We start from the raw sequence: 25,831 nt of genomic DNA on the forward strand, positions 1-25,831 counted from the left end.
AAGCTATTCGAGAAACGCAAGCAGAACAATAGACTTTTTTTCGCATTGGCTGTAAAGTATGCTTACTTGATTAAGTAAAGGAGAATCTACATATGTATGATGTAATCGTTATTGGCGCAGGTCCTGCTGGGATGACTGCTGCTTTATATGCTTCACGTTCAAACTTATCCGTATTGATGATCGAACAAGGCGCCCCTGGCGGCCAAATGAACAATACGGCAGAAATCGAAAACTATCCTGGTTTCGATTCAATCATGGGTCCTGATCTAGCTTATAAGATGTATGAAGGTGTTTCAAGATTTGGGACAGAAAATGCTTATGGAATCGTGCAAGATATCAAGGATCACGGCAGCCACAAAGAAGTTATTTGTGAAGATAAAACTTACGAAGGAAAAACAGTCATTATCGCAACAGGCTGTATCCACCGTAAATTAGGCGTACCTGGCGAGGAAGAATTTGCTGGACGTGGCGTTTCTTACTGTGCAGTTTGTGATGGTGCATTTTTCCGTAACAAACGTCTAGTAGTGATCGGAGGAGGAGACTCAGCAGTAGAAGAAGCCATTTATTTGACACAATTTGCTTCTGAAGTAGTCATCGTCCACCGTAGAGATGAATTACGTGCACAAAAGATCATCCAAGACCGTGCATTTGCGAATGAAAAAATTTCCTTTATGTGGGATACAGTCGTTGACGAAATCGTTGGGAATGAAATGGTAGTGACAGGTGTGAAAGCACGTAATGTCAAAACCGGCAATGAGTTTGATTTGGCAGCAGACGGAGTATTCATCTATGTTGGACTGGATCCATTAACTGCACCATTTAGAGAAGCAGGGTTGACGAACGAAGCTGGCTGGATTCCAACAGACAACGAAATGAAGACGAATATACCAGGCGTTTTTGCCATCGGAGATGTTCGTGAAAAAGATTTGCGACAAATCACTACTGCTGTTGGTGATGGTGGGATCGCTGGACAACAAGTGTATAAATACTTGGAATCTTTAGAAGAAACAACTGCATAAGTTTAAAAAGAGTGAAAGAACGGTTTCAATTGTTCTTTTACTCTTTTTTTTCGCGTGAATTCTACTGAATCCGATTTATGCGAATACTTGCAACCGTGCTTGATAAAAGAATCCTTTCTTGATTTAAGCGTTTTTTGGCCCTCATACTTTCATATCTAATAAGTGAATGCTATACTTATTAAGAACCATATTTCAGAAAGAGGTGTTATTTTCATGTCTTGGGAACAAGTGTATGAACAATGGGTACATGAAGAAAATTTAGAAGAAAACTTAAAAAAACAATTAAATGATCTGGGTGAAGATCCTGAAAAACTTGAAGATGCTTTTTATGCACCGTTGGAATTCGGTACTGCAGGCATGCGGGGAATCTTAGGACCTGGGATCAATCGAATGAACATCTATACGGTAAGACAAGCAACAGAAGGACTTGCACGTTTCATGGATACACAAGGTGAAGAAACAAAACGCCGAGGTGTCGCTATCGCTTATGACTCACGCCATCAATCGCCAGAATTTGCCATGGAAGCAGCCAAAACATTAGCACATCACAATATCCCATCTTATGTATTCGAAAGTCTACGTCCAACACCAGAGCTTTCTTTTGCAGTCCGTCATTTGAAGACGTTTGCGGGAATCATGGTAACCGCATCCCACAATCCAGCAGCTTACAACGGATATAAAGTCTACGGAGAAGATGGGGGACAAATGCCTCCTGCAGACGCAGATGCATTGACGAAATATGTCCGTGAAGTCAGCAATCCGTTAAAAGTTGAAGTATTATCTGACGAAGAAGCTGAACATAGCGGATTGATCACGATTATCGGAGAAGAAGTGGATGCCGCTTATCTAGAAGAAATCAAAGCAGTAACGATTGATCATGAATTGGTGGAAACAATGGGGAAAGATTTGAAACTTGTGTACACACCACTTCACGGAACAGGAAAAATGTTGGGTGAACGTGCGTTGAAACAAGCTGGATTCGAACAATTCGTACTAGTTCCAGAACAAGCTGTCGCAGACCCAGATTTCACTACAGTCAAATCACCAAATCCAGAAGAACACTCTGCTTTTGAGTATGCGATGCGACTTGGCGAGAAAGAAGGCGCTGACTTGCTGATTGCAACAGATCCTGATGCAGACCGTTTAGGTGCAGCCGTTCGTTTGCCAAATGGCTCCTATGAAGTATTGACCGGAAACCAAATCGGAGCACTGTTTGCTCAATATATTTTGGAAGCACACCAATCGCGAGGCACTTTACCTGAAAACGCAGCGGTATTGAAATCGATTGTTTCTAGCGAATTGCCTACAGCAATTGCGGAACACTATGGTGCTACCATGTTCAATGTATTGACAGGATTCAAATTCATTGCTGAAAAAATTCAACAATTTGAAGAAAATCATTCCCATACTTTTATGTTCGGATTCGAAGAAAGTTACGGTTATTTAGTTAAACCTTTCGTTCGCGACAAAGACGCGATCCAAGCATTGCTCTTATTAGCAGAAGTAGCAGCTTACTATAAAAAACAAGGCAAAACGTTGTATGACGGCTTGCAAACGATTTTTGAAACCTATGGCTACTACGCAGAAAAAACGATTTCTGTGACAATGAGCGGACAAGAAGGTTCTGCGAAAATCTCTGCTTTGATGGAAAAATTCCGTGAAGAAGCACCGACAGAATTTGCCGGAGCAAAAGTCATCCAAACAGAAGACTTTAAAGAGTTGACGAGAACAGACCGTGAAGGAAACGTAGAAAAACTAACGACACCGCCATCTGACGTATTGAAGTATACGCTGGAAGAAAATGGCTGGATCGCTATCCGTCCTTCAGGAACTGAGCCAAAAATCAAATTTTATATCGGTGTAAAAGGAAGCTCTTCAGAAGACGCAGCTGAAAAAGTAGCCGCTTATGAAGCAATTATCAAAAAAATGACAGAAGAATAAAAAAACTTGAGACTGATGGAAAAAGTGGTAAACTTTAGAAGTCAGTCTTTTTTCAAGTTGGAGGTGAATGGATTGCCAGACACGCAAAAAACAAAAGTAGAGAAAGTCAGCCAACTATTCAAAATGTTGAGTGACCCCACTCGTCTCAAAATTCTGCTGTATCTGAAAGACGGGGAACAAAATGTGACAGCAATCACCCAAGCAGTGGAAATGGAACAATCTGCTGTATCGCATCAACTGCGTTTATTAAGAGAAAACCATGTCGTCAAGTCCCATCGTGAGGGAAAAGCGATTTTGTATAGTCTTGATGATTCTCACGTACTGGATATTTTGAACCAGACGCTCAAACATGTGGAACATCAATAACGATAGGTGCAAATAGAGACAAACTGGACTGTATCAACGAATCTTCTTCGCTGACACAGTCCAGTTTTTTTAAGAAAAAGACAAGAAAAACTATTAGTCTGTTTCTTCGGTGGTTTCAGTTCCATAATAACTATGATCTTCTAGGTCTAAAGCATTCAAAATAAGCGAAGCTGTTTCTTCGATAGATAAAGAAGCGACATTGATTACTACGCAGCCCAGTTTTTCATAAAGATCATTCGCAAAATCGAGTTCAGCTCGTATTTTTTCGATATCGGAATAAGCAGTATCAGGATTTAATCCGTAAGAGCGCATCCGTTCTTTACGGATATTGTTTAAAATATCTGGGTTATTCGTCAGTCCCACGATTTTTTTAGGATCGATCTCCCAAAGCTGTTTGGGAATATGTGCTTGTGGGATCAAAGGTAGATTGGCAACTTTTAAATTTTTGTTAGCTAAAAACAAGCTCAAAGGCGTTTTGGAAGTTCTGGATACGCCTAGCAAAACGACATCTGCTTCTAGAAACCCACGAGGATCTTTCCCGTCATCGTATTTTACAGCAAATTCCATTGCTTTGATCCGTTTGAAATAGTTTTCATTCAATAAATGAAGGGCGCCAGGTTGCCGAATGGGCTTGATACCAGTTAAGCGCTCGATTTCTGATATCGGCGGAGTCATCACATCAAAACTAAATAATTGATGTTCTTCACAAAAAGAACGCGTCATCTCGATCAATTCTTGATTGATCAATGTGTGCAGGACAAGGGCTTTTTCTTCTAGTGCATCTTGCAGTGCCTGCATCAATGTTTTCTCATCTGTCACAAATGTTCTGCGGAATAAATTGAACTCAACGGTAGGATATTGGGCCATAGTGGCTTGCGCTAGTTTTGTCGCAGTTTCTCCAGCAGAGTCGGAGATGACAAAAAAAGTAACGATTTCTGTAGAATCGGAAGACATGGATAAAACCTCACTTGCATTTTTTTTATGTTTATTATACCATACTCTAGAATGTGTACTTCGTAATCATTTTGATTTGGAGGGATAAGTCATGAAAAAACAGACATTGATCGAACAATCACTAGAAACATTGAAAAATAACGGTTTTAAATATACTAAAAAAAGAGAAGCATTGTTAACTTATTTAGTGAAGCGCAATCGCTACGTATCCGCTAAAGAAGTTTTTGACTATATGAATCAGGAATTCAAAGGAGTAAGTTACGATACGATTTATCGAAATCTCCATGATTTTGCAGAAATCGATTTACTGGAAGAAACCGATTTAAATGGAGAGATGAAGTTTCGTTTTCATTGCTGTCAAGGGGAAATCGGCCATCACCATCACTTTATCTGTACGGTGTGCGGAACAACGAAAGAAATCCATATGTGTCCAATGAATTATTTCGAAGAACAGCTCGGTGGATGTACGATCGAAGGGCATAGATTCGAGATTTTCGGAAGATGTGAAAATTGTCAATAAGGATTTAAATAAAATAACATTTGATAATTTTAAAAAAAAGCAAGATTTCCTTGACGGTCAAAACAGCATTAGATATAATATTTACAGGACAGTCTTGTTTTTTGAGATATATTTCAATAACAATTACGGTTACTTTTTAAGCTCGGAGGGAGGGAATTAACATGTCAAAAACAGTCGTTCGCAAAAACGAATCACTTGACGATGCTCTTCGTCGCTTCAAACGTTCCGTGTCAAAAGCGGGTACTTTACAAGAATCTCGTAAACGTGAATTCTACGAAAAACCAAGTGTAAGACGCAAGAAAAAATCTGAAGCAGCTAGAAAACGCAAAAAATTCTAGTTCTGTGATGAATTGGAGTTGGTAGTGTGTCACTACTAAGTAGATTAAACGATGACATGAAAACAGCGATGAAAGCGAAAGATAAGGAATCTTTACAAGTCATCCGAATGATCAAGTCATCTATACAAAACGAGCAGATTAAAGAAGGTCACGACTTGACAGAAGAAGAAGAATTAACGGTGTTGTCTCGAGAAATGAAACAGCGACGTGATTCTTTGCATGAGTTTGAAGAAGCAGGACGTGACGATTTAGCTGAAAAAGTAAAAAGTGAAATTGTGATAGTCGAAAAATACATGCCGGAACAACTTTCTGACGAAGAAATTCGACAACTTGTTCAAGAAGCAATCACGCAAACTGGTGCTTCATCAATGAAAGAATTTGGCAAAGTCATGGGTGCGATCATGCCTAAAGTCAAAGGAAAAGCAGATGGAAACCAAGTAAATGCCATTGTGAAAGAACTATTACAATCTTAATTTTATCATTTAAACTGCGGACAATCATTGTCCGCAGTTTTTTTGTGCTCGTAAAAAAGAGATCTAAAAAATAGCTAGACGAAAGAATAAGATTCTTTCATCTAGCTGTTTTTTTCCTGTTTAATATTTCTTATGTTAAATTGTGTTTGATTTGGTTATTCTTCTGGTAGTTCATTCGCTTCTTGTTTATACCCTGATAGGCGATAGGCGTAATAGAAGAGTAGGCTGCCAGCGTAACCAAGTAACGTTGGGACCATCCAGCCAAGTCCTAATGCAGCAAAAGGAACGTGATGATGATAAAATTCGAGCATGCTTGCTACAACTCTTTGTTGACTCACTAAAGCAGGCGAATTTGCCAGCATATCCAATACGGCGGGAACAGCAGCAAACAACATCGTTACTTGATAGACAAATGGTGTCTTTTGGAAAAATTTTGCTGTTAAGGAAAGCAAGATCAACGCAAGCGACAATGGGTACAAAAGCATCAATACTGGTAAAGACCATTGGATGATATTGTCCAAACCAGCATTTGCAACGACAAAAGAGACGAAAGTCGTTAACCGCAGCCATGTCATATAACTGACTTTAGGGAACAGTTTATGGAAATCTTGTGCAAAAGAAACAACGAGTCCCATAGCGGTAGTGAAGACACCTAATGTGACCATCACTCCTAAGAAGCTAGCGCCGAAGTTACCTAAATAAAAATTAGTGATCTGAGAAAGTGCAGTTCCGCCATTTTCTGATAAAGACATTTTATTCAAACTCATCGCACCGAGAAGAACAAGACCAAAATAGATCATGACTTCTAGCGCAACGCTCAGGCTACCAGCTTTTGCTGTTAATTCTGTGACTTTTTTATCTTTGAAACCAAGGTCACGGACTGCATGGACAAAAGTGACACTTAGAGCAAGCAAAGCTACTGCATCAACCGTGTTATAACCTTCTAGGACACCATTTGTTAAAGCGTTTGTTTGGTAAGTATCTGCAGCAGATTGATTTAGATTTCCCATTGGGTGGAATAAAGAAACGACAAAAATGATTGCTAATAATGCAAGAAACAAGGAGTTTAGATACTTTCCGACGTATTTGACCAACCGTGTGGGATGGACAGTAAGGAAATAAGCAAGTAAAAAGAAAAGAGCAGAGAATAAAAACATACCTAATGAATTATATTTTTCAGGCAAAAATGGTTTAGCAGCCATTTCAAAAGCAGTAGCAGCTGTCCGTGGTGTACCGAAAAATGGTCCGATCGTCAAATGAACAAGGATTAAGAACAAGGCAGCATACCATTTTCCGACAGGTTTAGCTAAGTCATACAGACCATCACTTTTTGTCACTACTACAGCTAAGATAGCTAGTAATGGGAAAAGAGCGCCTGAGATGGCAAATCCTACGCCAGCACTGACCCAGTTTGCGCCAGCCATTTGACCTAAGTGGACAGGAAAGATTAGATTACCTGACCCGAAGAACATCCCGAAGATAAGTGAACTGACCATCAATAGTTGTTTCCATGAATAAGTTTTTGTTTCTTCCATAAATTTTTCCTCCAATAATTATCATTTTGATTGACGATATAAACGTTGCAGCAATTAGTAATGCCACTAATATCAGATTCCATGAAAACCACCACCTTAAAATATAAAAAAAGCCCTTTTCCACTTGGGAAAAGGGCTCTAGATTCTAGAACGGTACCACCTTTTTTCGCTTAAAAAAGCTTCTTCATTCACGGACGCTTTTTGATAAAGTTATCCGCTAGCCTGATAATGGAGGCAGCCACAATGATCTACGTTTTCGACATTGACTCGGAAATGATGTTCGTCTATTCGATTTATTGTCATTTCTCACTTACATGACTCACTGGGAATAAATCGTTGAATAGCCTACTGTTTTCCTCGACGCTTTGCTGTATGTTTATTTGTTGACGTAATAATACACCTGTTTTTTTTGAAATGCAAGAATATTTTAAATATTTTGTTTTCTTTTTTTGAAACAAGAAAAATACCTAGAGAATACCTGCTGAATGAAACGGAATATTTTGTTCTCCGCTTTCATATAACTTACCTTCTCAGCTTCTTTTTATCAAAATGAGACCTTTAGCGAATGGAAACGGCTATTTTTTAACGTTTCTTGGTACGTATGGTTAAGCGGCTCTTTTACAACCTTTTCTTATTTGCTATATAGTTTCTTCTGAGTATGGTAAAATAGGAAAGAATGAATCGAAAAAAAGGGGATGTCTATTTTTGACGGAAGAGTCTAGTTCTTTAGAGATTAGATTGACAGCTGCTGATGATGTCAGCATGCTTTTAGGTGCGCACGACAAGCATATAAAACTGATCGAGGAAACAACGGAAACAACCATCCATACACGTGGAGAAATCATTCAGATCATTGGTGAGCAATCCCAGATTTCCTTGGCTGCCTCAGTCATTCGGACATTACAGGAATTGATCAAACGAGGAATCCACGTAAGTACGCCAGATGTTGTGACGGCATTGAAAATGGGGCAAAAAGGTACATTAGACTATTTTGTTGAGATGTATGAGGAAGAGATCGTCAAAGACCGTAATGGAAAACCTATACGGGTAAAAAACAGCGGTCAAAAGAAATACGTTGAATCGGTAGCCAAACATGACATCGTATTTGGTGTAGGGCCAGCCGGAACAGGGAAAACGTTTCTTGCCGTAGTATTAGCAATTGCTGCCCTAAAAAAAGGCGAAGTGCAAAAAATCATTCTGACGCGGCCCGCTGTGGAGGCAGGGGAAAACCTAGGCTTTCTACCCGGGGATCTGAAAGAAAAAGTGGATCCTTATCTGCGGCCTGTTTATGATGCTTTATACCAAATTTTTGGATTGGATCATACGAACCGATTGATGGAACGAGGCGTGATCGAAATCGCACCTTTAGCTTACATGCGGGGGCGGACATTGGATGATGCATTCGTTATCTTGGACGAAGCACAAAACACGACAGTCGCTCAGATGAAAATGTTCTTGACCCGTCTCGGTTATCAATCAAAAATGATTGTCAATGGGGATACAAGTCAGATAGACTTGCCTCGAGGGACGACAAGCGGTCTTGTTCATGCAGAGCGAACACTAAAGCAAATCAAAAAAATCGATTTTGTTAATTTTGAAGCAAGTGACGTTGTTCGGCACCCTGTAGTTGCCGAAATCATCAAAGCTTATGAAAAGGCGGATCTTCATCAAGAATAAGCTTTGCTTAGGAGGATAAGCACATGTTGAATAAAACACTGCAGAAACTACAAGAAAAACTCGGAAAGGCAGCATTGCCTTTCCTTCTGTTCTTGTTTTTTATCATTGTCTGCGGCGTTACATTTAGTAGTGTCAAACAAAAGGCCAATGATTTTAGAGAAGGCCAAGTAGCAGAAGAGAGTATCCGTGCGAATAAAACGATCGAGAACACGGAAGAAACCGAACAAAGAAGAAAACTGGCAGCAGAAGCAGTGACTCCAGAATATACTTATCAAAAAGATCTGGCAGATGACCAGAACAATCGGATCAAGCAATTATTCGAATTGATCGATAAGACGAATGATACCATCAACAAATCTTATAATGACAAGGTAGATAAGGCGAAGGAAGATGAAAATATCCCGAAACCTACTACAGAAGAGCGGATTGCTACACTGAAGAAAAATTTTGAAAACGTGAATGCAGAAAACGTTGCGTTTTACCAAAAACTGCCGAACAATTTCTATTCGACGATATTTGAAATGACTGAAACGGAAATTCACACGGTTAGGGATGAAAGTTTGAAGCTCATTGACGAACAGATGAGTAAACAAGTTCGTGAAAGCGAATTGGAAGCTTTTAAACAAGAAGCAGAAGATCAGATTCAGTATTTGAATGTCACAACAGAGCAGCAACAAATGATTCGCTACTTAGTGGATCAAGGCATTGTAGTCAATGATGTATTGAATGAGAAAAAGACAGAAGAATTAAAACAATCTGCACGAGAAGCTGTACAACCAGTGATGATCTTCCAAGGAGAAATTATTGTTCGCGAAGGAAATCAAATTGATGCTTCAGCGATGAAAAAATTGGAATTACTAGGATTGACGAATCAAACGACTTCGATTTTCCCACTCATTGCCATGGTTTTAGCTGTTTTGCTTCAAATCGGTGTACTGATTTATAATTCACTTCAATTCCAAAACGCAGGAGAAAGAACAAAATACGTACTTTTCTATGTGACAGCAATGTCAGTCAGCGTAGTACTAATGAAATTTTTCCAACTCTTCCAAACAGAACAAGCTGCTTATATTCCGTTGTTTTACCCCGCGGCTTTTGCTCCACTTGTTTTAAGCTTTTTCTTGAATCGAAGAGCAGGAATTATGGCTGGTATTTTCCAAGCAGTATCCGCACTTTTCATTTTTTATGATTCGATTGGCACGAACTTTCTGACAGTTATTTTGATGTCCTATGTATTTTCTGGTCTCATGGCAACGATTGTCAGACGCAAGCGGATCTCAGAACAAGGGTTATCCGCTGCTATGTGGGTCATTATTTTCCCTGTGATGATGGATGTCATTTTGATTATCTACCAAGGAATGAGCTTTGGGGATGCAACGACTTGGTTAACGCTAGTCTGCGGATTCACAGGTGCACTGTTCTCATTCTTGCTGACGATAGGTCTGCACCCCTATATTGAATTGATGGTCAATGATGATAGTGTGATCGTATTAAATGAACTCAGCAATCCTAATCATCCTTTATTGAAACAGTTGCTAGAAGAAGCACCAGGTACGTATCACCATAGCATGATGGTAGCCAATCTAAGTGCTAATGCTGTAGCAGAAATCGGTGGACGTTCTTTATTAACTCGAGTAGCTTGCTATTATCATGATATCGGCAAGATCAAACACGCCAGCTTTTTCGTTGAGAACTTACCTTCAGGAGCGGAAAATCCGCACAATTTCTTATTGCCAGAAGACAGTAAACATATTATCTTTGGACATGTGACAGATGGTGCCAAAATATTGGAAGATTATAATATGCCGCAAATGGTGATCGATATTTGCAGACAGCATCATGGAACCACGCTGATGCGTTATTTCTACGTTAAGGCAAAGGAACGCAACCCGGAAGTCACGGAAGAGCAATTCCGTTATCCTGGACCAAAACCTCAAAGCCGTGAAGCAGGAATCGTCAATATAGCTGACAGTTGTGAAGCGGCAGTACGGGCAATGGACCATCCAACGAGCGAAAAAATCGAAAGTTTTGTCCATAATCTTATAGAAGAGCGTATTTCCGATGGACAATTGGACGACAGTGGATTGACGTTAAAAGAAATCCGTAAAGTAGAAAAATCATTGATCAGCGGTTTAAGCAGTACCTTCCATTCTCGGATCAAATATCCTAAAATGAAATCGGAAGTTGAGAAGATAAAAGAAGAACAAGAAGAATAGCAAGAAGAATAGAAAGAAGCGATGTATAATGGATATTACCTTCATGGATGAAACAAACCAAGTCTCAGAAGAGAAAATGAAAGAAATCGACGACTTGCTGCAATTTGCAGCATCATATTTAGAGTTGCCAGAAGAAACAGAAATGTCTGTTACTTTCATGGACAATGCAGCAATCCAAGTAATCAATCGTGATTACCGTGGAAAAGATGCACCGACAGACGTCATCAGTTTTGCCTTGGAAGAAGAGGGCGAAGACGAAATCCCAGTGATTTTTGAAGATGGAGAGAATCCATTGCCTCGTGTACTGGGAGACATCATGATCTCTACTGAACGTGCCGCAGAGCAAGCAGAAGCTTACGGCCATTCGTATGATCGGGAACTTGGCTTTTTAGCGGTTCATGGATTCTTGCATATCAACGGGTATGACCATATGACACCAGAGGATGAGAAAGAAATGTTTGGTTTACAGAAAGAGATCTTAGATGCCTATGGACTTAAAAGATAAAAACGTAGAGAAAAACAAACATTTCCTGATGTCCGTGGAATTTGCCGTCCAAGGAGTCAAAACCGTTTTTGAGGAAGAACGCAACATGAGGAAACATGTTGCGTTCGGAATCCTTGCTTTGTTTATGGGCGTGATTTTCCAACTTGATCGGATAGAATGGTTATGGCTGCTTTTAGCTGTTTTTCTCGTATGGATAGTAGAGATCATCAATACTGTTTTTGAAAATGTCGTGGACATGTTTACGGATTTTCATTTTCATCCGATTGGGAAAAAAATCAAAGATATGGCAGCTGGAGCAGTTTTAGTGACCGCTTGTTTTGCCGTCATCGTTGGGTTGATTTTATTTGTCCCTAAAATATATCATTTGTTGTTTAATTAAAAAGGAGAACGTATATGCCAGAACATAAATCAGGGTTTGTCGCAATCGTCGGCCGCCCGAATGTAGGAAAATCCACATTATTGAATCGAATCGTGGGTCAAAAAATTGCCATCATGAGTGACAAGGCACAGACAACTAGAAATAAAATCCAAGGAGTATATACTACACCAGAAGCTCAGTTGATTTTTATTGACACACCAGGAATCCATAAACCAAAGCATCGTTTAGGAGATTTTATGGTAGAAGCAGCTTACAGTGCGTTGAAAGAAGTGGACGCGGTCTTATTTATGATCAGCGCTGATCAAAAACGCGGTCGGGGAGACGATTTTATTATTGAACGTCTAAAAAACGTGCATTCTCCTGTTTATCTGATTATCAATAAAATCGATAAAATCCATCCAGACGAGTTGTTGGGAATCATCGAAGATTATTCAACGCAGATGCCCTTTGCACAAGTGATTCCAATTTCTGCTACAGAAGGAAACAACGTCGAACGTTTGATGGATGTATTAGTCAGTGAAATGCCAGAGGGCCCACAATATTTTCCAGATGATCAAGTGACTGATCATCCTGAATACTTCATCGTTTCTGAATTGATCCGTGAGAAAGTCTTGTTTTTAACACGAGACGAGGTGCCTCATTCTGTCGCAGTCGTTGTTGATTCGATGAAGCGAAACGAGAATGATAAAATCCATATCCAGGCTACGATCATCGTCGAAAGAGATAGCCAAAAAGGGATCATTATCGGCAAAGGCGGAAAAATGCTGAAACAAGTAGGAACGAAAGCAAGAAAGGATATCGAAAATCTTTTAGGAGACAAAGTCTTTCTAGAACTTTGGGTCAAAGTTCAAAAAGACTGGCGAGACAAAAAAGTCTATCTGCAAGACTTCGGCTACCGAAAAGACGAATACTGATATTCTGAGCTTCTTGTAAGTTAGGTATAGAAATAAACTGGATAAAAATCCGCGTGTTGAGAAAAGCTGCGGAAGATCGCAACATAAATGATCTGGATCGGCAGAATCTGCTTTTCCAGATTTATTTTTTAGGAGGGAGAATATGAGCCAGCTTGCAGAATCAAAAGGCTTGATTTTATCTAGCCGTAATTACAAAGAAAAAGATAAATTGGTCAAAATCTTTACGGAATCTTCTGGCAAAATGATGTTTTATATCAAAGGGATCCATCGGCAAAATCAGCCATTAGCTCCGGCTTTGCTCCCTTTTACTGAAGCAGTTTATATCGGGAATTTTCGAAGTGAAGGTTTGTCATTTTTAAGCAGTGTCAAAGATGTCCATGCGTTTCGACACATCCAAGAAGACATCTTTTTGAGCGGCTATGGCACATATTTATTGAATCTAGTAGATGCGGCAATCGAAGATCATCAGTACGACCCGCATTTGTTCCAGTTTACGCAACAAGCACTGCAACGGATGGACCAAGGAGATGATGCAGAAATCATCACGAATATTTTTGAAGTCCAAATACTGCAACGTTTTGGAATTGCACCAATCTGGACACACTGCGTCGTATGCGGGGAAACAAAAGGAAAATTTGACTATTCTTCCAAATATGGTGGTGTGATATGCGAAAGACACTGGTCGATGGACGATCACCGTTATCATGCAGATCCTCGAGCTGTTTATTTCGTTCGGATGTTTTCAGCTATTTCTTATGATAAGATCAGTGGAATCCATCTGAAAGAAGAAACCAAACAAGCAATCCGTGAACTCATCGACCAGCTGTATGATGAATATGTCGGTATCCATTTGAAAAGCAAAAAGTTCATCGATCAAATGAAGTCTTGGGCACACGTATTAAAGACGCCAGAGAAAGACATGTCTGAAAAAGAAAAAGATCTACCTGAAAAAGAAGAATAGTAAATGAGACATACAACAAAAAATCAAAACCATTTGACAAACACAGGGAGTTCCGTCTATTATTAACCGTAGATCAAATAGATCGTTCACTGAGAAGATCTATTATAGAAACAAGAAAACTGCAAAATGAATACGTACATTGACCAAGATCAGTAAAAAACACGTGGTTTAGCGAGTTCGGGAGAGTGGGAGCCGGACCCAAACGATTTTTGAAGAGGCACTTGCGAGTACGATAAATGAAGCTGCCGAATCTTTATTCGGAAGTAGGGTGGAACCGCGAATTATTCGTCCCTATGTCTGTAATCAGACATAGGGATTTTTTGTCGTTTTCTTTCCTGTATTCTTATTTGACAGCAACGTTTTAAAATTGAAAGGGGCAAAACAGATGAGTAAAAAATTGACCGTCCAAGATATGATTTTAACATTACAAAAATTTTGGTCATCAAACGGCTGCATGCTGATGCAAGCTTATGACACAGAAAAAGGAGCAGGTACGATGAGCCCATATACCTTTTTACGGGCAATCGGACCAGAACCCTGGAATGCTGCTTACGTAGAGCCATCTCGCCGACCAGCTGATGGACGTTATGGCGAAAACCCAAACCGTTTGTATCAGCATCATCAATTCCAAGTCGTGATGAAACCTTCACCTGAGAATATCCAAGAGCTTTATTTAGAAAGCTTGCGCCTTTTAGGAATCGATCCATTAGAACACGACATCCGTTTTGTTGAAGACAACTGGGAGAACCCATCCATGGGCTGTGCCGGTGTGGGTTGGGAAGTATGGCTTGACGGAATGGAAATCACACAATTCACGTACTTCCAACAAGTTGGTGGACTGCCTTGCAAACCAGTAACTTCTGAGATCACTTATGGATTAGAACGTCTTGCTTCTTATATCCAAGAAGTTGAAAGTGTCTATGATTTAGAATGGGCTGATGGCGTGAAATATGGCGAGATCTTCAAACAACCAGAATATGAACATTCTAAATATTCTTTTGAAGTAAGCGACCAAGACTTGCTACTAAGCAACTTTGATCGTTTTGAAAAAGAAGCTAAACGCTGTATCGATGAAAATCTTGTTCATCCGGCGTATGATTATATCTTGAAATGTAGCCATACATTCAACTTATTAGACGCCCGCGGTGCAGTATCCGTAACAGAGCGTGCCGGTTATCTTTCTCGCATCCGCAACATGGCTCGTGCTGTAGCCAAAATCTTTGTGGCAGAACGCGAAAAATTAGGATTCCCTTTGTTGAATAAAAACACAGCAAATCCAGAAACCGTGAAGGAGGCTGAATAAGATGGCAAAAGACTTATTACTTGAAATCGGGCTGGAAGAAATGCCTGCCCATGTTGTCACACCAAGCATGAAACAATTAGAAGAAAAAACAGCAAAATTTTTAGATGAGAACCAATTGACTTATGATACGATCGAAACATTTTCCACACCGCGCCGTTTAGCAATCAAAGTAACAAACATTCCAGAACGACAAGCGGACAGTGAAGAAGAAGTCAAAGGACCAGCCAAAAAAATTGCTTTGGACGCAGATGGAAACTGGACGAAAGCAGCGGAAGGATTTGTCCGCGGACAAGGTCTGACGACAGATGCGATCACTTTTAGAGAATTAAAAGGTGTAGAATATGTCTATGTAACGAAATACACTCACGGCAAAGAAGCAAAAGAAGTATTGACAGGTTTAGCAGATGTCATTAAAAGCCTCACTTTCCCAGTAACGATGCATTGGGCAGAATACGATTTTGAATATATCCGCCCTATTCACTGGATCGTGGCATTGTTAGATGACGAAGTAATCCCATTCGAAATTTTGGATGTCAAAACAGGCAGAGCCTCTCGAGGTCATCGTTTCTTAGGCGAAGATGTGACATTTGCGCATGCAAAAGAATATGAAGAAAAATTGAATGAACAATTCGTCATTGCGTCTCCGCAAAAAAGACAAGAAATGATCGTTACACAAGCAAATGAATTAGCAGAAAAAAATCACTGGGTTATTGATCTAGACGAAGATTTACTAGAAGAAGTCAACAATTTAGTCGAATATCCAACTGTCTTTTCTGGCGACTTCGAAGAAAAATATCTTTCTGTTCCTGAAGAAGTACTAGTCACTTCTATGAAAGAACATCAACGTTATTTCGAGGTACGGAATGATCAAGGTATGCTGCTTCCTCATTTTATTTCTGCTCGTAATGGTGATCGGGTAAAATTGGAAAATGTGGTTCGAGGCAATCAAAAAGTATTGACTGCTCGTTTAGAAGATGCGGAATTCTTTTATAATGAAGACAAGAAAGCTTCAATCGACCAATACGTTGAAAAACTAAAAACTGTTACTTTCCATGAAAAAATCGGTAGTATCTATGAGAAAATGCAACGGGTACAAGTCATTGCCCGTATCATTGGCGAACAAGTAGGACTATATGAGGAAGAATTGATGGATTTGCAACGAGCTGCTGAAATCTATAAATTTGATCTAGTAACCAACATGGTAGGGGAATTTCCTGAACTACAAGGGATCATGGGCGAAAAATATGCGCTGCTGAAAGGCGAGAAACCTGCTGTAGCGACAGCGATTCGTGAGCATTACATGCCTATATCCAGTGAAGGAGAGCTACCTCAGTCTACAGTAGGTTCTGTTTTAGCGATTGCAGATAAATTAGATAGCATCTTTTCTTTCTTTGCAGTTGGGATGATTCCAAGCGGGTCAAACGATCCTTATGCCTTACGTCGCCAAGCATACGGTGTCGTTCGGATCATCGAATCGAAAAAATGGGCCTTTCCTTTGTCTGTTCTGCAAGAAACGATTAGCGATGTTATCAGTAAAGATACGGATCGTTTCGGCATTGGTTTATCAGAAGGACAACAACAAGTGATCGACTTTATCAAAGGTCGTCTGCGCCAATTATTGACAACGAAGAACATCCGTCATGATGTCATCGAGGCTGTTTTGAATGCGGAACAAAAAGATCTGACAAAAGTATTTGCAGCAGCACAATTGTTCAAACAACATCTTGCAGATGAAGACTTCAAACCTTCAATGGAAGCTTTGACACGTGTCGTGAATTTAGCGAAAAAAGCTCAGCTTGAAAAACAATCAGAAGTAGACCCTGAGCTGTTCGAAAACGACGCAGAGAAAGAATTACACAAAGCAGTAGAAGCAATGAAAGCAAGTTTTGCTGACCAAACGATCCACGAAAACTACGACCAGCTTGTCGCTCTTCGTCCACTGATCGAAAATTATTTTGATCAAACGATGGTCATGGCTGAAGAACCAGTAGTACGTAAGAACCGACTAACACAACTTAGTCAAATAGCTGCCATGGCTTTGTCATTAGCAAGCTTGGATCAAATCATCACAAAATAATCTTTTGTTTGAAAAACAGAGAGCATGCACGAAACTTGCTGACTCTCTGTTTTTTTTGTTATAAATATAAATAGCTGTTATTAATTCAAAAATTAATAATATTCGTTATTTTATTTTTTGCGTACCTTTTAAAAATACCTATGAAAATTAAGGAAATAAAAATGAAATCGATTAATTGTTATCTTATTAATGTTTTATTTACTTTTAAATCGTAAATTGCCCTAGTCAAGAAAACTGTTTGTGGTATGATTATATAGGGAAAACCTGCTTACAAATATTTCTATGAATATATTAGTTTAATTATGCTTTTAAAATAAAAAGCGCTCATTCTGATGTGAATGAATCACATCTTTATTTATCTATCATCAATATTTAGGAGTGAATCTATGGAAAAGCCGTTCGTCAAGTTATTGGCTACCGTGGCGGTAGGCACAGGCGCTATTGTGATTTGTTTGTTTGGATACCATCTCAATAATCAGCGGCAACATCATCAACGGATCAATTACGCAGAATCTGCCATCACCAATCAAAAAGACACCGTGACCTCTTTATCAAAAGAAGTAGATAAGCTGTACAGTACAAAAGAAAAAATTTTCCTAAATCCTGAAATAACAGAAGAAACAGTTTCAAATTTGTCACATAAACTATCTTCTATCAAACTTTCAGCAGATGATTATGACATCAAGGAATCAGAATTACCTAAAGAAGCTGCTGCGATCCAAGAAGAAAAGAAAGCAGTCTTCACACAGTTAGAGGATGCAGAATCAAAACTGAAGATCCAGACGGCTGTCAATAAATTATTTACTAAAAACGTATCAAACTGGCAGCAAGCTGTAGATGATGTCATCATCAAAGAAAAGTTGGCAAGTGCAGATGTCGCCCATGTACGTGAAAATATGAGCTTTTTTAAGGATAGTGCTTGGAAAACGGTCGTTATGCAATATCTAGGATTCGCTGATATCCAAATTGCACAAGTCACGCAACTAGATCAGCTATTCGATACGATGCTGAAAGACGGTCAAGTAACAGCTACTGCTACTTACGATCAATATTTGACCGCACTCAGTCTCATCGAACAGATCCGGAATGAAAAAATAAGAGCCGCATATGCGTCAAAAGCAGAAACAGTCGCTCAGCAAATGGGCTATGGCAATACGAGCTATTAATAGTAAAAGCGAGGATTCAAGCAAGGCTAGCAAACGGAGGGAACTATGGCAAAACGAAGAAGAAAATCAAGAGGGAAAAAGATATTTCTAATTATTTTAGCAATTCTTGTCGTATTAGTATTAGCAATCGTAGGAGTAGGAGCAAAATTATATCTAGATCTCTCACATTCTATTGAGAAAACTTATGAATCAGTGGAACGAACCCAAGGAGAACGAACAAAACCAGTTGATCTGGACAAACAAGAATCTTTCTCTGTTCTATTGATGGGGATCGATACGGGAGATTTAGGTCGGGTCGATCAAGGACGATCAGATACGATGATGGTTGCCACAGTCAGTCCTGAAGACAAACAGACAACGATCGTCAGCATTCCTCGTGATACGTATGTCGACATCGTTGGTCGTGACACAAAAGACAAGATCAATCACGCTTATGCATTCGGCGGAGCTGCTATGGCAATGGATACCGTACAAAAATATGTAGACATCCCAATCGACCACTATGTTTCAATCAATATGAAAGGTCTAAAAGAACTCGTTGATGCAGTTGATGGTATCGAAGTCAATAATGACCTCACCTTCTCACAAGATGGCTATGATTTTACAATCGGTAAAATCACATTGAACGGGGATCAGGCATTGTCGTATTCTCGTATGCGTTATGAAGATCCAAACGGTGACTACGGCAGACAAGAACGTCAAAGAAAGATCGTAGAAGGTGTAGCGAAAAAAGTATTGAGTCTGAACGGTGTAAGCAACTATCAATCCGTTTTGAATGCTCTAGAGTCGAATATGAAAACAGACATGAGCTTTGATGAAATGAAAAAGATTGCTTTAGATTATCGGGAGGCATTTGGTACGATCAAGCAAGATCAGCTGCAAGGAGAAGGCTTCATGCAAGACAATATCTCATATCAAAAAGTCAGCAATCAAGAACTTGATCGTGTGAAAAAAGAATTAAAAGATCAAATGAATCTAGAGAATAAATAGGAAAGTGGAGAAAAAATGGAAGAGACAATCAGCTTGAAAGAAATTTTTGAAACATTACGCAAACACGTGATAACAATCCTCATCTCAATGTTTGCTGGCTTGGCCATCTCAGGAATCGTAACGTTTTTCATCTTGACACCAAAATACAGCTCACAAGCCCAATTGATCGTGACACTGCCACAATCAGATACTGCAAATGTCAATGATGTCAATACGAACCTGCAAATGATCAATACGTATAAAGATATGATCGTCAGTGATCTAGTACTAAATGAAGTCAAAGATCGTTTAGAAACAGAAGACAATGTGAAAATGACTGCTGGACAAATCAAAGATGCCATCTCCGTCAATCAGTCACAAAATTCACAAATGTTTTCGATCCAAGCAACAAGCACAAATGCAGTGACGGCTCAACAAATCGCTAATACAACGTCACAAGTATTCCAAGAGAACGCCAAAGATGTGATGAATGTCGATAAAATCTCGATCATCTCAGGTGCAGTTGCCAATACGACACCTGTTTCGCCAAATAATAAATTGAATCTAGTGATTGGCTTAGTGTTAGGAATGATGGTAGGTGTAGGTCTAGCTTTCTTATTTGAATTACTCGACCGGACAGTAAAAGATGAAAAATATGTGACGGATACATTAGGCTTCCCAATCTTAGGGACTGTACCAGAAATGTCAGCGAAAGAATTGAATGCTGGTATCCGTAAAAAAGGAACAGCTCCGACACAACCAAAAGCTACAAACGATAAAACAGCGCCATCACGCAGAAGCCGCTCAAGAGTCTAGGAGGAAAGAAAAATGGCACGAACACAGAAACAAAAAGCAACCCAAACTCATGCAGTCAGTTTGGTCACACTAACAAACCCCTCTTCACCAATAGCCGAACAATATCGTACGATTCGGACGAATATCCAGTTTGCCTCCGCAGCTGGTCAGCAAATCAAAACGATTGTTGTGACTTCATCAGGACCTGGAGAAGGGAAATCTACCACTGCAGCAAACATTGCCGTTGTTTTTGCCAAATCTGGTCAACGGGTGCTGCTAGTCGATGCAGACTTACGTAAGCCCGTCATCTACAAAACGTTCAAGTTGAACAACGCAAGTGGATTAAGTACTGTCCTTAGTTCATCAGGGAGTGTAGCAGATGAGATCCAACGAACGCCAGTCGAGAATTTGTCGATACTGCCAAGTGGACCTAAACCACCAAATCCATCAGAGTTACTAAGCTCGCCAAGAATGGATCAAATTTTAGCAGAAGCAAGACAACTATTTGATGTAGTGATCTTCGACATGCCGCCAGTCGTTGCCGTAACAGATGCACAGATCATGTCTTCAAAAACGGATGGTACCTTATTGGTCGTACGTGAAAATACGTCACGTAAAGAATCATTGACTAAAGCAAAAGAATTGCTGGATATGGTACAAGCGCGAGTCCTTGGTGTTGTATACAATGGGGCAGAACACAGCAAAGATGCTGGTTATTACTACGGGAATTAAGAAATAAAAGAGAGGAGACAAGAGAAATGATTGATCTACATTGCCATATCCTGCCAGGAATCGATGACGGAGCAGAAAACTTAGATGCCAGTATCGCCATGGCTGAAAAAGCGATTCAACAAGGGATCACACATATTTTATGCACACCCCATCATAATAATGGAAAATACAGCAATGAAAAATCACAAGTCATTTCTCTAGTCGCTTCGTTACAAGCAGAATTAGAGAAAAGACAATTGCCTTTGACGTTATTGGAAGGACAAGAAGTACGTATTACTGGAACGCTGATCGAAGACATCCACCGAGATGAAATTTTATTTACAGATTTAGATGATACATATCTTTTGATCGAATTTCCGACACTGGAAGTGCCGTTATATGCAGAACGGCTCTTTTTTGAGTTGTTACAACTAGGAAAGACACCAGTAATCGTCCATCCAGAACGCAACGCGCATTTTCGTAAAGACCCGAATCATTTGCTCCCATTCCTAGATATGGGATGCTTGGCCCAACTCACCGCACCAAGTTATGTCGGTGTATTTGGCAAAGACATCCAGAAAACAGCTAAAACGATGGTCAAACATAATCTCGTGCAAATGGCTGCCTCTGATGCCCATGGGGTCTCTAAACGCACCTTTTACTTAAAAGAATGTTATGAGCAAATCGCCAAGGACTTTGGCAAGGAAAAAGTAGCACAGATGAAACAAGTCGCAAAGGATCTGATCAACGGGGATGAAATCAGTTATCCAGTCTATGAAGAGGTAAAAAAGAAGAAGTTTGGTTTATTTTAGGGGGAATTAAAAAATGTTTGTTTTAACAAGGAGAAGAAAAATCATTACTTTGATTTTGGTGGATAGCTTGTTATTGATTGCTGCAAATAGTGCAGCAGCTAAATTCATGAAGCCATTTGTAGCTATACCAATGGAACTTATTTTAATCTCTATCGGTTTGTCGATTGGTTTTTATTTATTCTATGGTAGTTTATTCAAAGTTTTTACTCGAATCAATCGCTATACAAATTTAAGAGAGATCATTGCGATTTTTGGTTCGTTATCTGCAAGTGCGGCCTCAAGTATCATCGTATTGCTTTTCATAAATAAACAATACAGTTTACGTTTAGTCATCTTTGCATACCTACTTTCGCTGTTACTGATCATTGGCAGCCGATTGATCTGGCGTATCTATATCGAAACAAAAAATATGAGGTATCTATCAACAGATTCCGCTAAAAATACCTTGATCGTTGGTGCCGGCGAAGGTGGACGTATTTTATACAACAGCTTTCTTGGATCCAAAACGGCTCAAGATATCCATGTCGTTGGATTCGTGGATGATGATCCGAATAAAAGAAATACGTATCTTTCAGGAAAAAAAGTACTGGGGTCATTAAAAGATATACCGGAATTGATCGAAAAATATGACATCCAAATGGTAACGATCGCTATCCCTTCTTTATCAAGAAAAAAATTACGAAGAATCTTCGAGTTAGTCGAATCCGCTCATGTGAAAGTCAATACGATGCCTTCTATGGAAGAACTTGCTTCAGGGAAAATCAACGTATCAAAATTAAAAACCATTGACGTAGTGGATTTACTGGGAAGAGATGAGGTAGAGCTGGATATCGAATCCATCAAAGACCAGATCACGAACAAAGTCATTCTTGTCACCGGTGCAGGAGGATCAATCGGTTCAGAAATCTGCCGGCAAATCATCCAATTCAATCCTGCAAAGCTATTGCTTTTAGGACATGGGGAGAACTCGATTTACTTGATTGACCGTGAATTACGCACGCATCTTCAAAAGTGTCCTACAGAAATCGTACCGATTATTGCGGATATCCAAGATCGCAAGAAAATCAATGAGATCATGGAACAATACCACCCAGATATCGTTTACCATGCAGCTGCTCATAAGCATGTACCATTGATGGAATACAACCCAAAAGAAGCAGTCAAAAATAATATTTTTGGTACAAAAAATGTAGCAGAAGCAGCCAAAGCAGCGAAAGTAAAAAACTTCGTCATGGTCTCGACAGATAAAGCCAACAATCCGCCAAACGTCATGGGTTCAACAAAACGAATCGCTGAAATGATCGTGACTGGGTTGAATGAAGAAGGCTGTACGAAATTCTCAGCTGTCAGATTTGGGAATGTCCTTGGTTCTCGTGGAAGCGTGATTCCAGTATTTCGGGAACAAATTGCTCAAGGAGGACCAGTCACTGTAACAGACTTTCGTATGACCCGATATTTCATGACGATTCCTGAAGCTAGTCGTTTAGTTATTCAATCTGGCGCATTAGCAAAAGGCGGCGAAATCTTTATTTTAGATATGAGCGAACCAGTGAAAATCGTAGATCTAGCCAAAAACATGATCCGATTGAGCGGATATAGCGAAGACGAGATCGAAATCATTGAAACAGGTATCCGTCCAGGGGAAAAACTATATGAAGAACTATTGTTAGATAAGGAAAGAAACGATGAAGCAGTTTACGAGAAGATCTTTGTAGGAAACATCAAAGGTTACTCCATGCAAACAGTGATGGAATTCGTCAAGAGCCTGCCGCAAGACGACGAACAATTGGCTAAAGAGATCGTCACTTTTGCAAATGCTTCAAATAAGTAGGGGGAGTAAAGTGTATAAAGACGGTTTAAAAAGAGGGATAGATTTTTTATTATCTTTAGTTGGTATCATCGTATTGTCACCGATCCTTTTGATTCTATGTATAGCTATCAAAATCGATTCAAAAGGTCCAGTCATCTTTAAACAAAAACGGGTAGGAAAAAACAAATCCCATTTTTATATCTATAAATTCCGAACGATGAAAGTAGATACGCCTCAAGAGACACCAACTCATTTGTTATCAAATCCTGACTTTTTTATTACACGAGTAGGAAAATTCCTTAGAAAAACAAGTCTGGATGAACTACCGCAATTATTTAATATATTAAAAGGGGACATGGCAGTCATCGGACCACGTCCAGCACTATGGAACCAATATGATTTGATTGAAGAACGAGACAAGTACCACGCAAATGATATCCGTCCAGGACTAACAGGGCTCGCACAGATCAGTGGACGGGATGAATTAGAGATCGACTACAAAGCACGTTTAGATGGACAGTACACAGCAAATATCACGCCATGGATGGATCTAAAATGCTTTTTTGGAACCATAATCTCCGTCTTTAAAAGCGACGGCGTTGTCGAAGGCGGAACTGGTTCGGTGAAAAAGGAGGATGCAAAATGAAAAAGATCCTGATTACTGGTGCAAACAGCTATATCGGTACATCCTTCAAACAATGGATGACACAATTTCAAGACGAGTATCAAATCGACACACTAAGTGTACGAGGTGACGCGTGGCGAGAACGTGACTTTTCGGAGTATGATACGATTTTTCATGTAGCAGGTATCGCGCACGCAGATGTATCCAAAGTAAGCGAAGAAACCAAACAGCTCTATTATGCGGTCAATCGAGACCTTGCAATTGAGACAGCAAAAAAATATAAACAAGATCTATCAGGAAAGAACGGACAATTCATTTATATGAGTTCCATCATTATTTATGGTGAAGAAACAAATATCAACAAAAAACGTATAATCACACCAGATACCAAACCCAATCCTTCCAATTTCTATGGCGACAGCAAACTGCAAGCGGAGATTGGCTTACAACCATTAGACGACGATACTTTCCATGTCGCTATTTTACGTCCGCCAATGATCTATGGACCGGGGAGTAAGGGGAACTACCAACAATTGGTCAAGTTGGCAAATAAATTGCCTATTTTTCCCGATGTAAAAAATGAAAGATCAATGCTGCATATTGATAAGTTATCTGTGTTTGTCAAAGAACGTATTGATGCTCAAGATAGTGGCGTATTTTTTCCACAAAATGATCAATATGTTCGTACGAGTCATATGGTGAGAGACATTGCTCAAGAAAATGGAAAAAAAATTTACCTATTCTCTTATATGAATTGGGCAATACGCTTACTTGGATATGTACCAGGAAAGATCGGACGATTGACGAATAAGGCGTTTGGGAATTTGGTGTATGATATAAAAAACAATAAGGAGATATTATAGTGAATTTAATGTATTCTGTTTTGATGTCTTTATATTATAAAGAAAATGCTAGTTTTTTAAAAACTAGTATTCTAAGCATTATAAATCAGACTGTCATGCCTTCTGAAATTGTAATAGTTATTGATGGTCCAATAACAGATGAATTAGAAGATTGTTTGCAGTATTTTTTAAAAAGGTACGATACACTATTTAAAATAGTTAGACTTCCTCACAATGTTGGATTAGGTTTAGCACTAAATGAAGGGCTAAAAGTTTGCTCCAACGAATTAGTTGCTAGAATGGATACCGATGATATTTCTCTTGTAGATCGTTGTGAGAAGCAACTAAATGAATTTAATAAGAATCCAAAGCTAGTAATGGTTGGAACGAATGTTGATGAGTTTTATGATACACCTGATAATATAACTTCTACTAGAAAAGTTCCATCTGATTATGAAGGTATAAAAAAATTCATTAAAACCAGAAGCCCATTTAATCATCCTACCGTAATGTATAAAAAAAGTGAAGTGCTAAAACTCGGAGGATATAAGGATATAAAGAGAAAAGAAGACTACGAGTTATTTATGAGAATGGTAGTAAATAAAATGTATACTCTTAATATTCCTGAATCTCTACTATTGTTTAGATCAAATTACTCTGCCTATAAGAGAAGAACAAGTTTAGAGAATTGTATGAGTTATATTAAAGTAAGTCATGGATTCTTTAAAAAAAGGTATATAAAAGTATATGACTTTATATATGTGACAATTACACAAATTGCTATGTTTATATTACCATTTAAAATAGTTGATTATCTTACTAAAAAGAAATTAAGGAGATAAGTATGTATATAATAAATAAGATGTCTTTTTACATTAAGAAATATATGCCAATGTCGATAAAGTTAAAAATAATAGAAAATC

25 protein-coding genes are annotated in these 25,831 nt (G+C 39.1%); 23 read left to right on the plus strand and 2 right to left on the minus strand.

Annotated features, from left to right (window positions below; genetic code table 11):
- Positions 1 to 92 precede the first annotated feature (92 nt).
- The 3 genes from trxB (at position 93) to A5816_RS02015 (ending at position 3,326) form a co-directional block, all read left to right on the plus strand.
- Positions 93 to 1,019, plus strand: coding sequence for a thioredoxin-disulfide reductase (gene trxB, locus A5816_RS02005; protein WP_002291688.1), 927 nt, complete (start codon positions 93 to 95; stop codon positions 1,017 to 1,019).
- 213 nt (positions 1,020 to 1,232) lie between these two features.
- The gene (locus A5816_RS02010; RefSeq protein ID WP_086310564.1) at positions 1,233 to 2,960 is read left to right on the plus strand and encodes a phospho-sugar mutase; all 1,728 of its coding nucleotides are present in this window, start codon (positions 1,233 to 1,235) and stop codon (positions 2,958 to 2,960) included.
- A 15-nt stretch (positions 2,961 to 2,975) separates the two neighbouring features.
- Positions 2,976 to 3,326 (plus strand): helix-turn-helix transcriptional regulator, encoded by a 351-nt coding sequence (locus A5816_RS02015; RefSeq protein ID WP_002316410.1) that lies wholly within the window; start codon positions 2,976 to 2,978, stop codon positions 3,324 to 3,326.
- A gap of 93 nt (positions 3,327 to 3,419) precedes the next feature.
- On the opposite strand, the gene A5816_RS02020 is transcribed toward A5816_RS02015, so the two are convergent.
- Positions 3,420 to 4,280: a pyruvate, water dikinase regulatory protein gene (locus A5816_RS02020; protein WP_002344424.1), complete on the minus strand. Its 861-nt coding sequence runs from the start codon at positions 4,278 to 4,280 to the stop codon at positions 3,420 to 3,422.
- A 91-nt stretch (positions 4,281 to 4,371) separates the two neighbouring features.
- On the opposite strand from A5816_RS02020, the gene A5816_RS02025 reads away from it, so the two are divergent.
- The 3 genes from A5816_RS02025 (at position 4,372) to A5816_RS02035 (ending at position 5,611) form a co-directional block, all read left to right on the plus strand.
- Positions 4,372 to 4,800 carry a Fur family transcriptional regulator gene (locus A5816_RS02025; RefSeq protein ID WP_002287322.1) on the plus strand — a complete coding sequence of 143 codons (429 nt, stop codon included), beginning with the start codon at positions 4,372 to 4,374 and terminating at the stop codon, positions 4,798 to 4,800.
- Positions 4,801 to 4,961: 161 nt separating this feature from the next.
- Entirely contained in the window at positions 4,962 to 5,138 is a 177-nt protein-coding gene (gene rpsU / locus A5816_RS02030) for a 30S ribosomal protein S21 (RefSeq protein WP_002287321.1), read from the plus strand.
- Positions 5,139 to 5,164: 26 nt separating this feature from the next.
- The gene (locus tag A5816_RS02035) at positions 5,165 to 5,611 is read left to right on the plus strand and encodes a GatB/YqeY domain-containing protein (protein ID WP_002291695.1); all 447 of its coding nucleotides are present in this window, start codon (positions 5,165 to 5,167) and stop codon (positions 5,609 to 5,611) included.
- Positions 5,612 to 5,766: 155 nt separating this feature from the next.
- Here A5816_RS02035 and brnQ read toward each other — a convergent pair whose 3' ends face one another.
- Positions 5,767 to 7,146 carry a branched-chain amino acid transport system II carrier protein gene (gene brnQ, locus A5816_RS02040; RefSeq protein WP_002291696.1) on the minus strand — a complete coding sequence of 460 codons (1,380 nt, stop codon included), beginning with the start codon at positions 7,144 to 7,146 and terminating at the stop codon, positions 5,767 to 5,769.
- Between the two features lie 705 nt (positions 7,147 to 7,851).
- Here brnQ and A5816_RS02045 point away from each other — a divergent pair.
- From A5816_RS02045 to A5816_RS02125, 17 genes are all read left to right on the plus strand, one after another.
- Positions 7,852 to 8,823, plus strand: a complete 972-nt coding sequence (locus tag A5816_RS02045) for a PhoH family protein (RefSeq protein WP_002291698.1) — start codon at positions 7,852 to 7,854, stop codon at positions 8,821 to 8,823.
- A 23-nt stretch (positions 8,824 to 8,846) separates the two neighbouring features.
- Positions 8,847 to 11,039 (plus strand): HD family phosphohydrolase, encoded by a 2,193-nt coding sequence (locus tag A5816_RS02050; protein WP_002291699.1) that lies wholly within the window; start codon positions 8,847 to 8,849, stop codon positions 11,037 to 11,039.
- A gap of 28 nt (positions 11,040 to 11,067) precedes the next feature.
- A complete protein-coding gene (gene ybeY, locus A5816_RS02055) occupies positions 11,068 to 11,544 on the plus strand; it encodes an rRNA maturation RNase YbeY (RefSeq protein WP_002291700.1) in 477 nt (158 codons plus the stop codon).
- The gene (locus tag A5816_RS02060) at positions 11,528 to 11,923 is read left to right on the plus strand and encodes a diacylglycerol kinase family protein (protein WP_002316408.1); all 396 of its coding nucleotides are present in this window, start codon (positions 11,528 to 11,530) and stop codon (positions 11,921 to 11,923) included. The genes ybeY and A5816_RS02060 overlap by 17 nt, the downstream gene beginning before the upstream one ends.
- A 14-nt stretch (positions 11,924 to 11,937) precedes the next feature.
- Entirely contained in the window at positions 11,938 to 12,837 is a 900-nt protein-coding gene (gene era, locus A5816_RS02065) for a GTPase Era (protein ID WP_002288753.1), read from the plus strand.
- A gap of 142 nt (positions 12,838 to 12,979) precedes the next feature.
- Entirely contained in the window at positions 12,980 to 13,798 is an 819-nt protein-coding gene (gene recO, locus A5816_RS02070) for a DNA repair protein RecO (RefSeq protein WP_038398521.1), read from the plus strand.
- Between the two features lie 385 nt (positions 13,799 to 14,183).
- Positions 14,184 to 15,101: a glycine--tRNA ligase subunit alpha gene (gene glyQ, locus A5816_RS02075; protein WP_002305598.1), complete on the plus strand. Its 918-nt coding sequence runs from the start codon at positions 14,184 to 14,186 to the stop codon at positions 15,099 to 15,101.
- Between the two features lies 1 nt (position 15,102).
- Positions 15,103 to 17,178, plus strand: coding sequence for a glycine--tRNA ligase subunit beta (gene glyS / locus A5816_RS02080; RefSeq protein WP_086310565.1), 2,076 nt, complete (start codon positions 15,103 to 15,105; stop codon positions 17,176 to 17,178).
- A 386-nt stretch (positions 17,179 to 17,564) separates the two neighbouring features.
- Positions 17,565 to 18,344 carry a hypothetical protein gene (locus tag A5816_RS02085; protein WP_086310566.1) on the plus strand — a complete coding sequence of 260 codons (780 nt, stop codon included), beginning with the start codon at positions 17,565 to 17,567 and terminating at the stop codon, positions 18,342 to 18,344.
- A 45-nt stretch (positions 18,345 to 18,389) separates the two neighbouring features.
- Positions 18,390 to 19,334, plus strand: coding sequence for an LCP family protein (locus tag A5816_RS02090; RefSeq protein WP_086310567.1), 945 nt, complete (start codon positions 18,390 to 18,392; stop codon positions 19,332 to 19,334).
- Positions 19,335 to 19,349: 15 nt separating this feature from the next.
- Complete coding sequence (locus tag A5816_RS02095) at positions 19,350 to 20,129, plus strand: YveK family protein (protein WP_086310568.1); 780 nt, start codon at positions 19,350 to 19,352, stop codon at positions 20,127 to 20,129.
- A 12-nt stretch (positions 20,130 to 20,141) separates the two neighbouring features.
- Entirely contained in the window at positions 20,142 to 20,840 is a 699-nt protein-coding gene (locus A5816_RS02100) for a CpsD/CapB family tyrosine-protein kinase (RefSeq protein WP_002308656.1), read from the plus strand.
- Positions 20,841 to 20,866: 26 nt separating this feature from the next.
- Positions 20,867 to 21,631, plus strand: coding sequence for a tyrosine-protein phosphatase (locus tag A5816_RS02105; RefSeq protein ID WP_002348500.1), 765 nt, complete (start codon positions 20,867 to 20,869; stop codon positions 21,629 to 21,631).
- A gap of 13 nt (positions 21,632 to 21,644) precedes the next feature.
- Positions 21,645 to 23,462 carry a nucleoside-diphosphate sugar epimerase/dehydratase gene (locus tag A5816_RS02110; protein WP_086310569.1) on the plus strand — a complete coding sequence of 606 codons (1,818 nt, stop codon included), beginning with the start codon at positions 21,645 to 21,647 and terminating at the stop codon, positions 23,460 to 23,462.
- Positions 23,463 to 23,472: 10 nt separating this feature from the next.
- Entirely contained in the window at positions 23,473 to 24,087 is a 615-nt protein-coding gene (locus A5816_RS02115) for a sugar transferase (protein ID WP_010724855.1), read from the plus strand.
- Entirely contained in the window at positions 24,084 to 24,929 is an 846-nt protein-coding gene (locus A5816_RS02120) for an NAD-dependent epimerase/dehydratase family protein (RefSeq protein ID WP_086310570.1), read from the plus strand. Before A5816_RS02115 ends, A5816_RS02120 begins: the two co-directional genes overlap by 4 nt.
- 8 nt (positions 24,930 to 24,937) lie before the next feature.
- On the plus strand, positions 24,938 to 25,750 hold the full coding sequence (locus tag A5816_RS02125; protein ID WP_033795081.1) for a glycosyltransferase: 813 nt from the start codon (positions 24,938 to 24,940) through the stop codon (positions 25,748 to 25,750).
- Positions 25,751 to 25,831: the final 81 nt, after the last annotated feature.

This window comes from Enterococcus sp. 3G1_DIV0629 (genome assembly GCF_002141285.1).
Lineage (GTDB): Bacteria > Bacillota > Bacilli > Lactobacillales > Enterococcaceae > Enterococcus_B > Enterococcus_B lactis.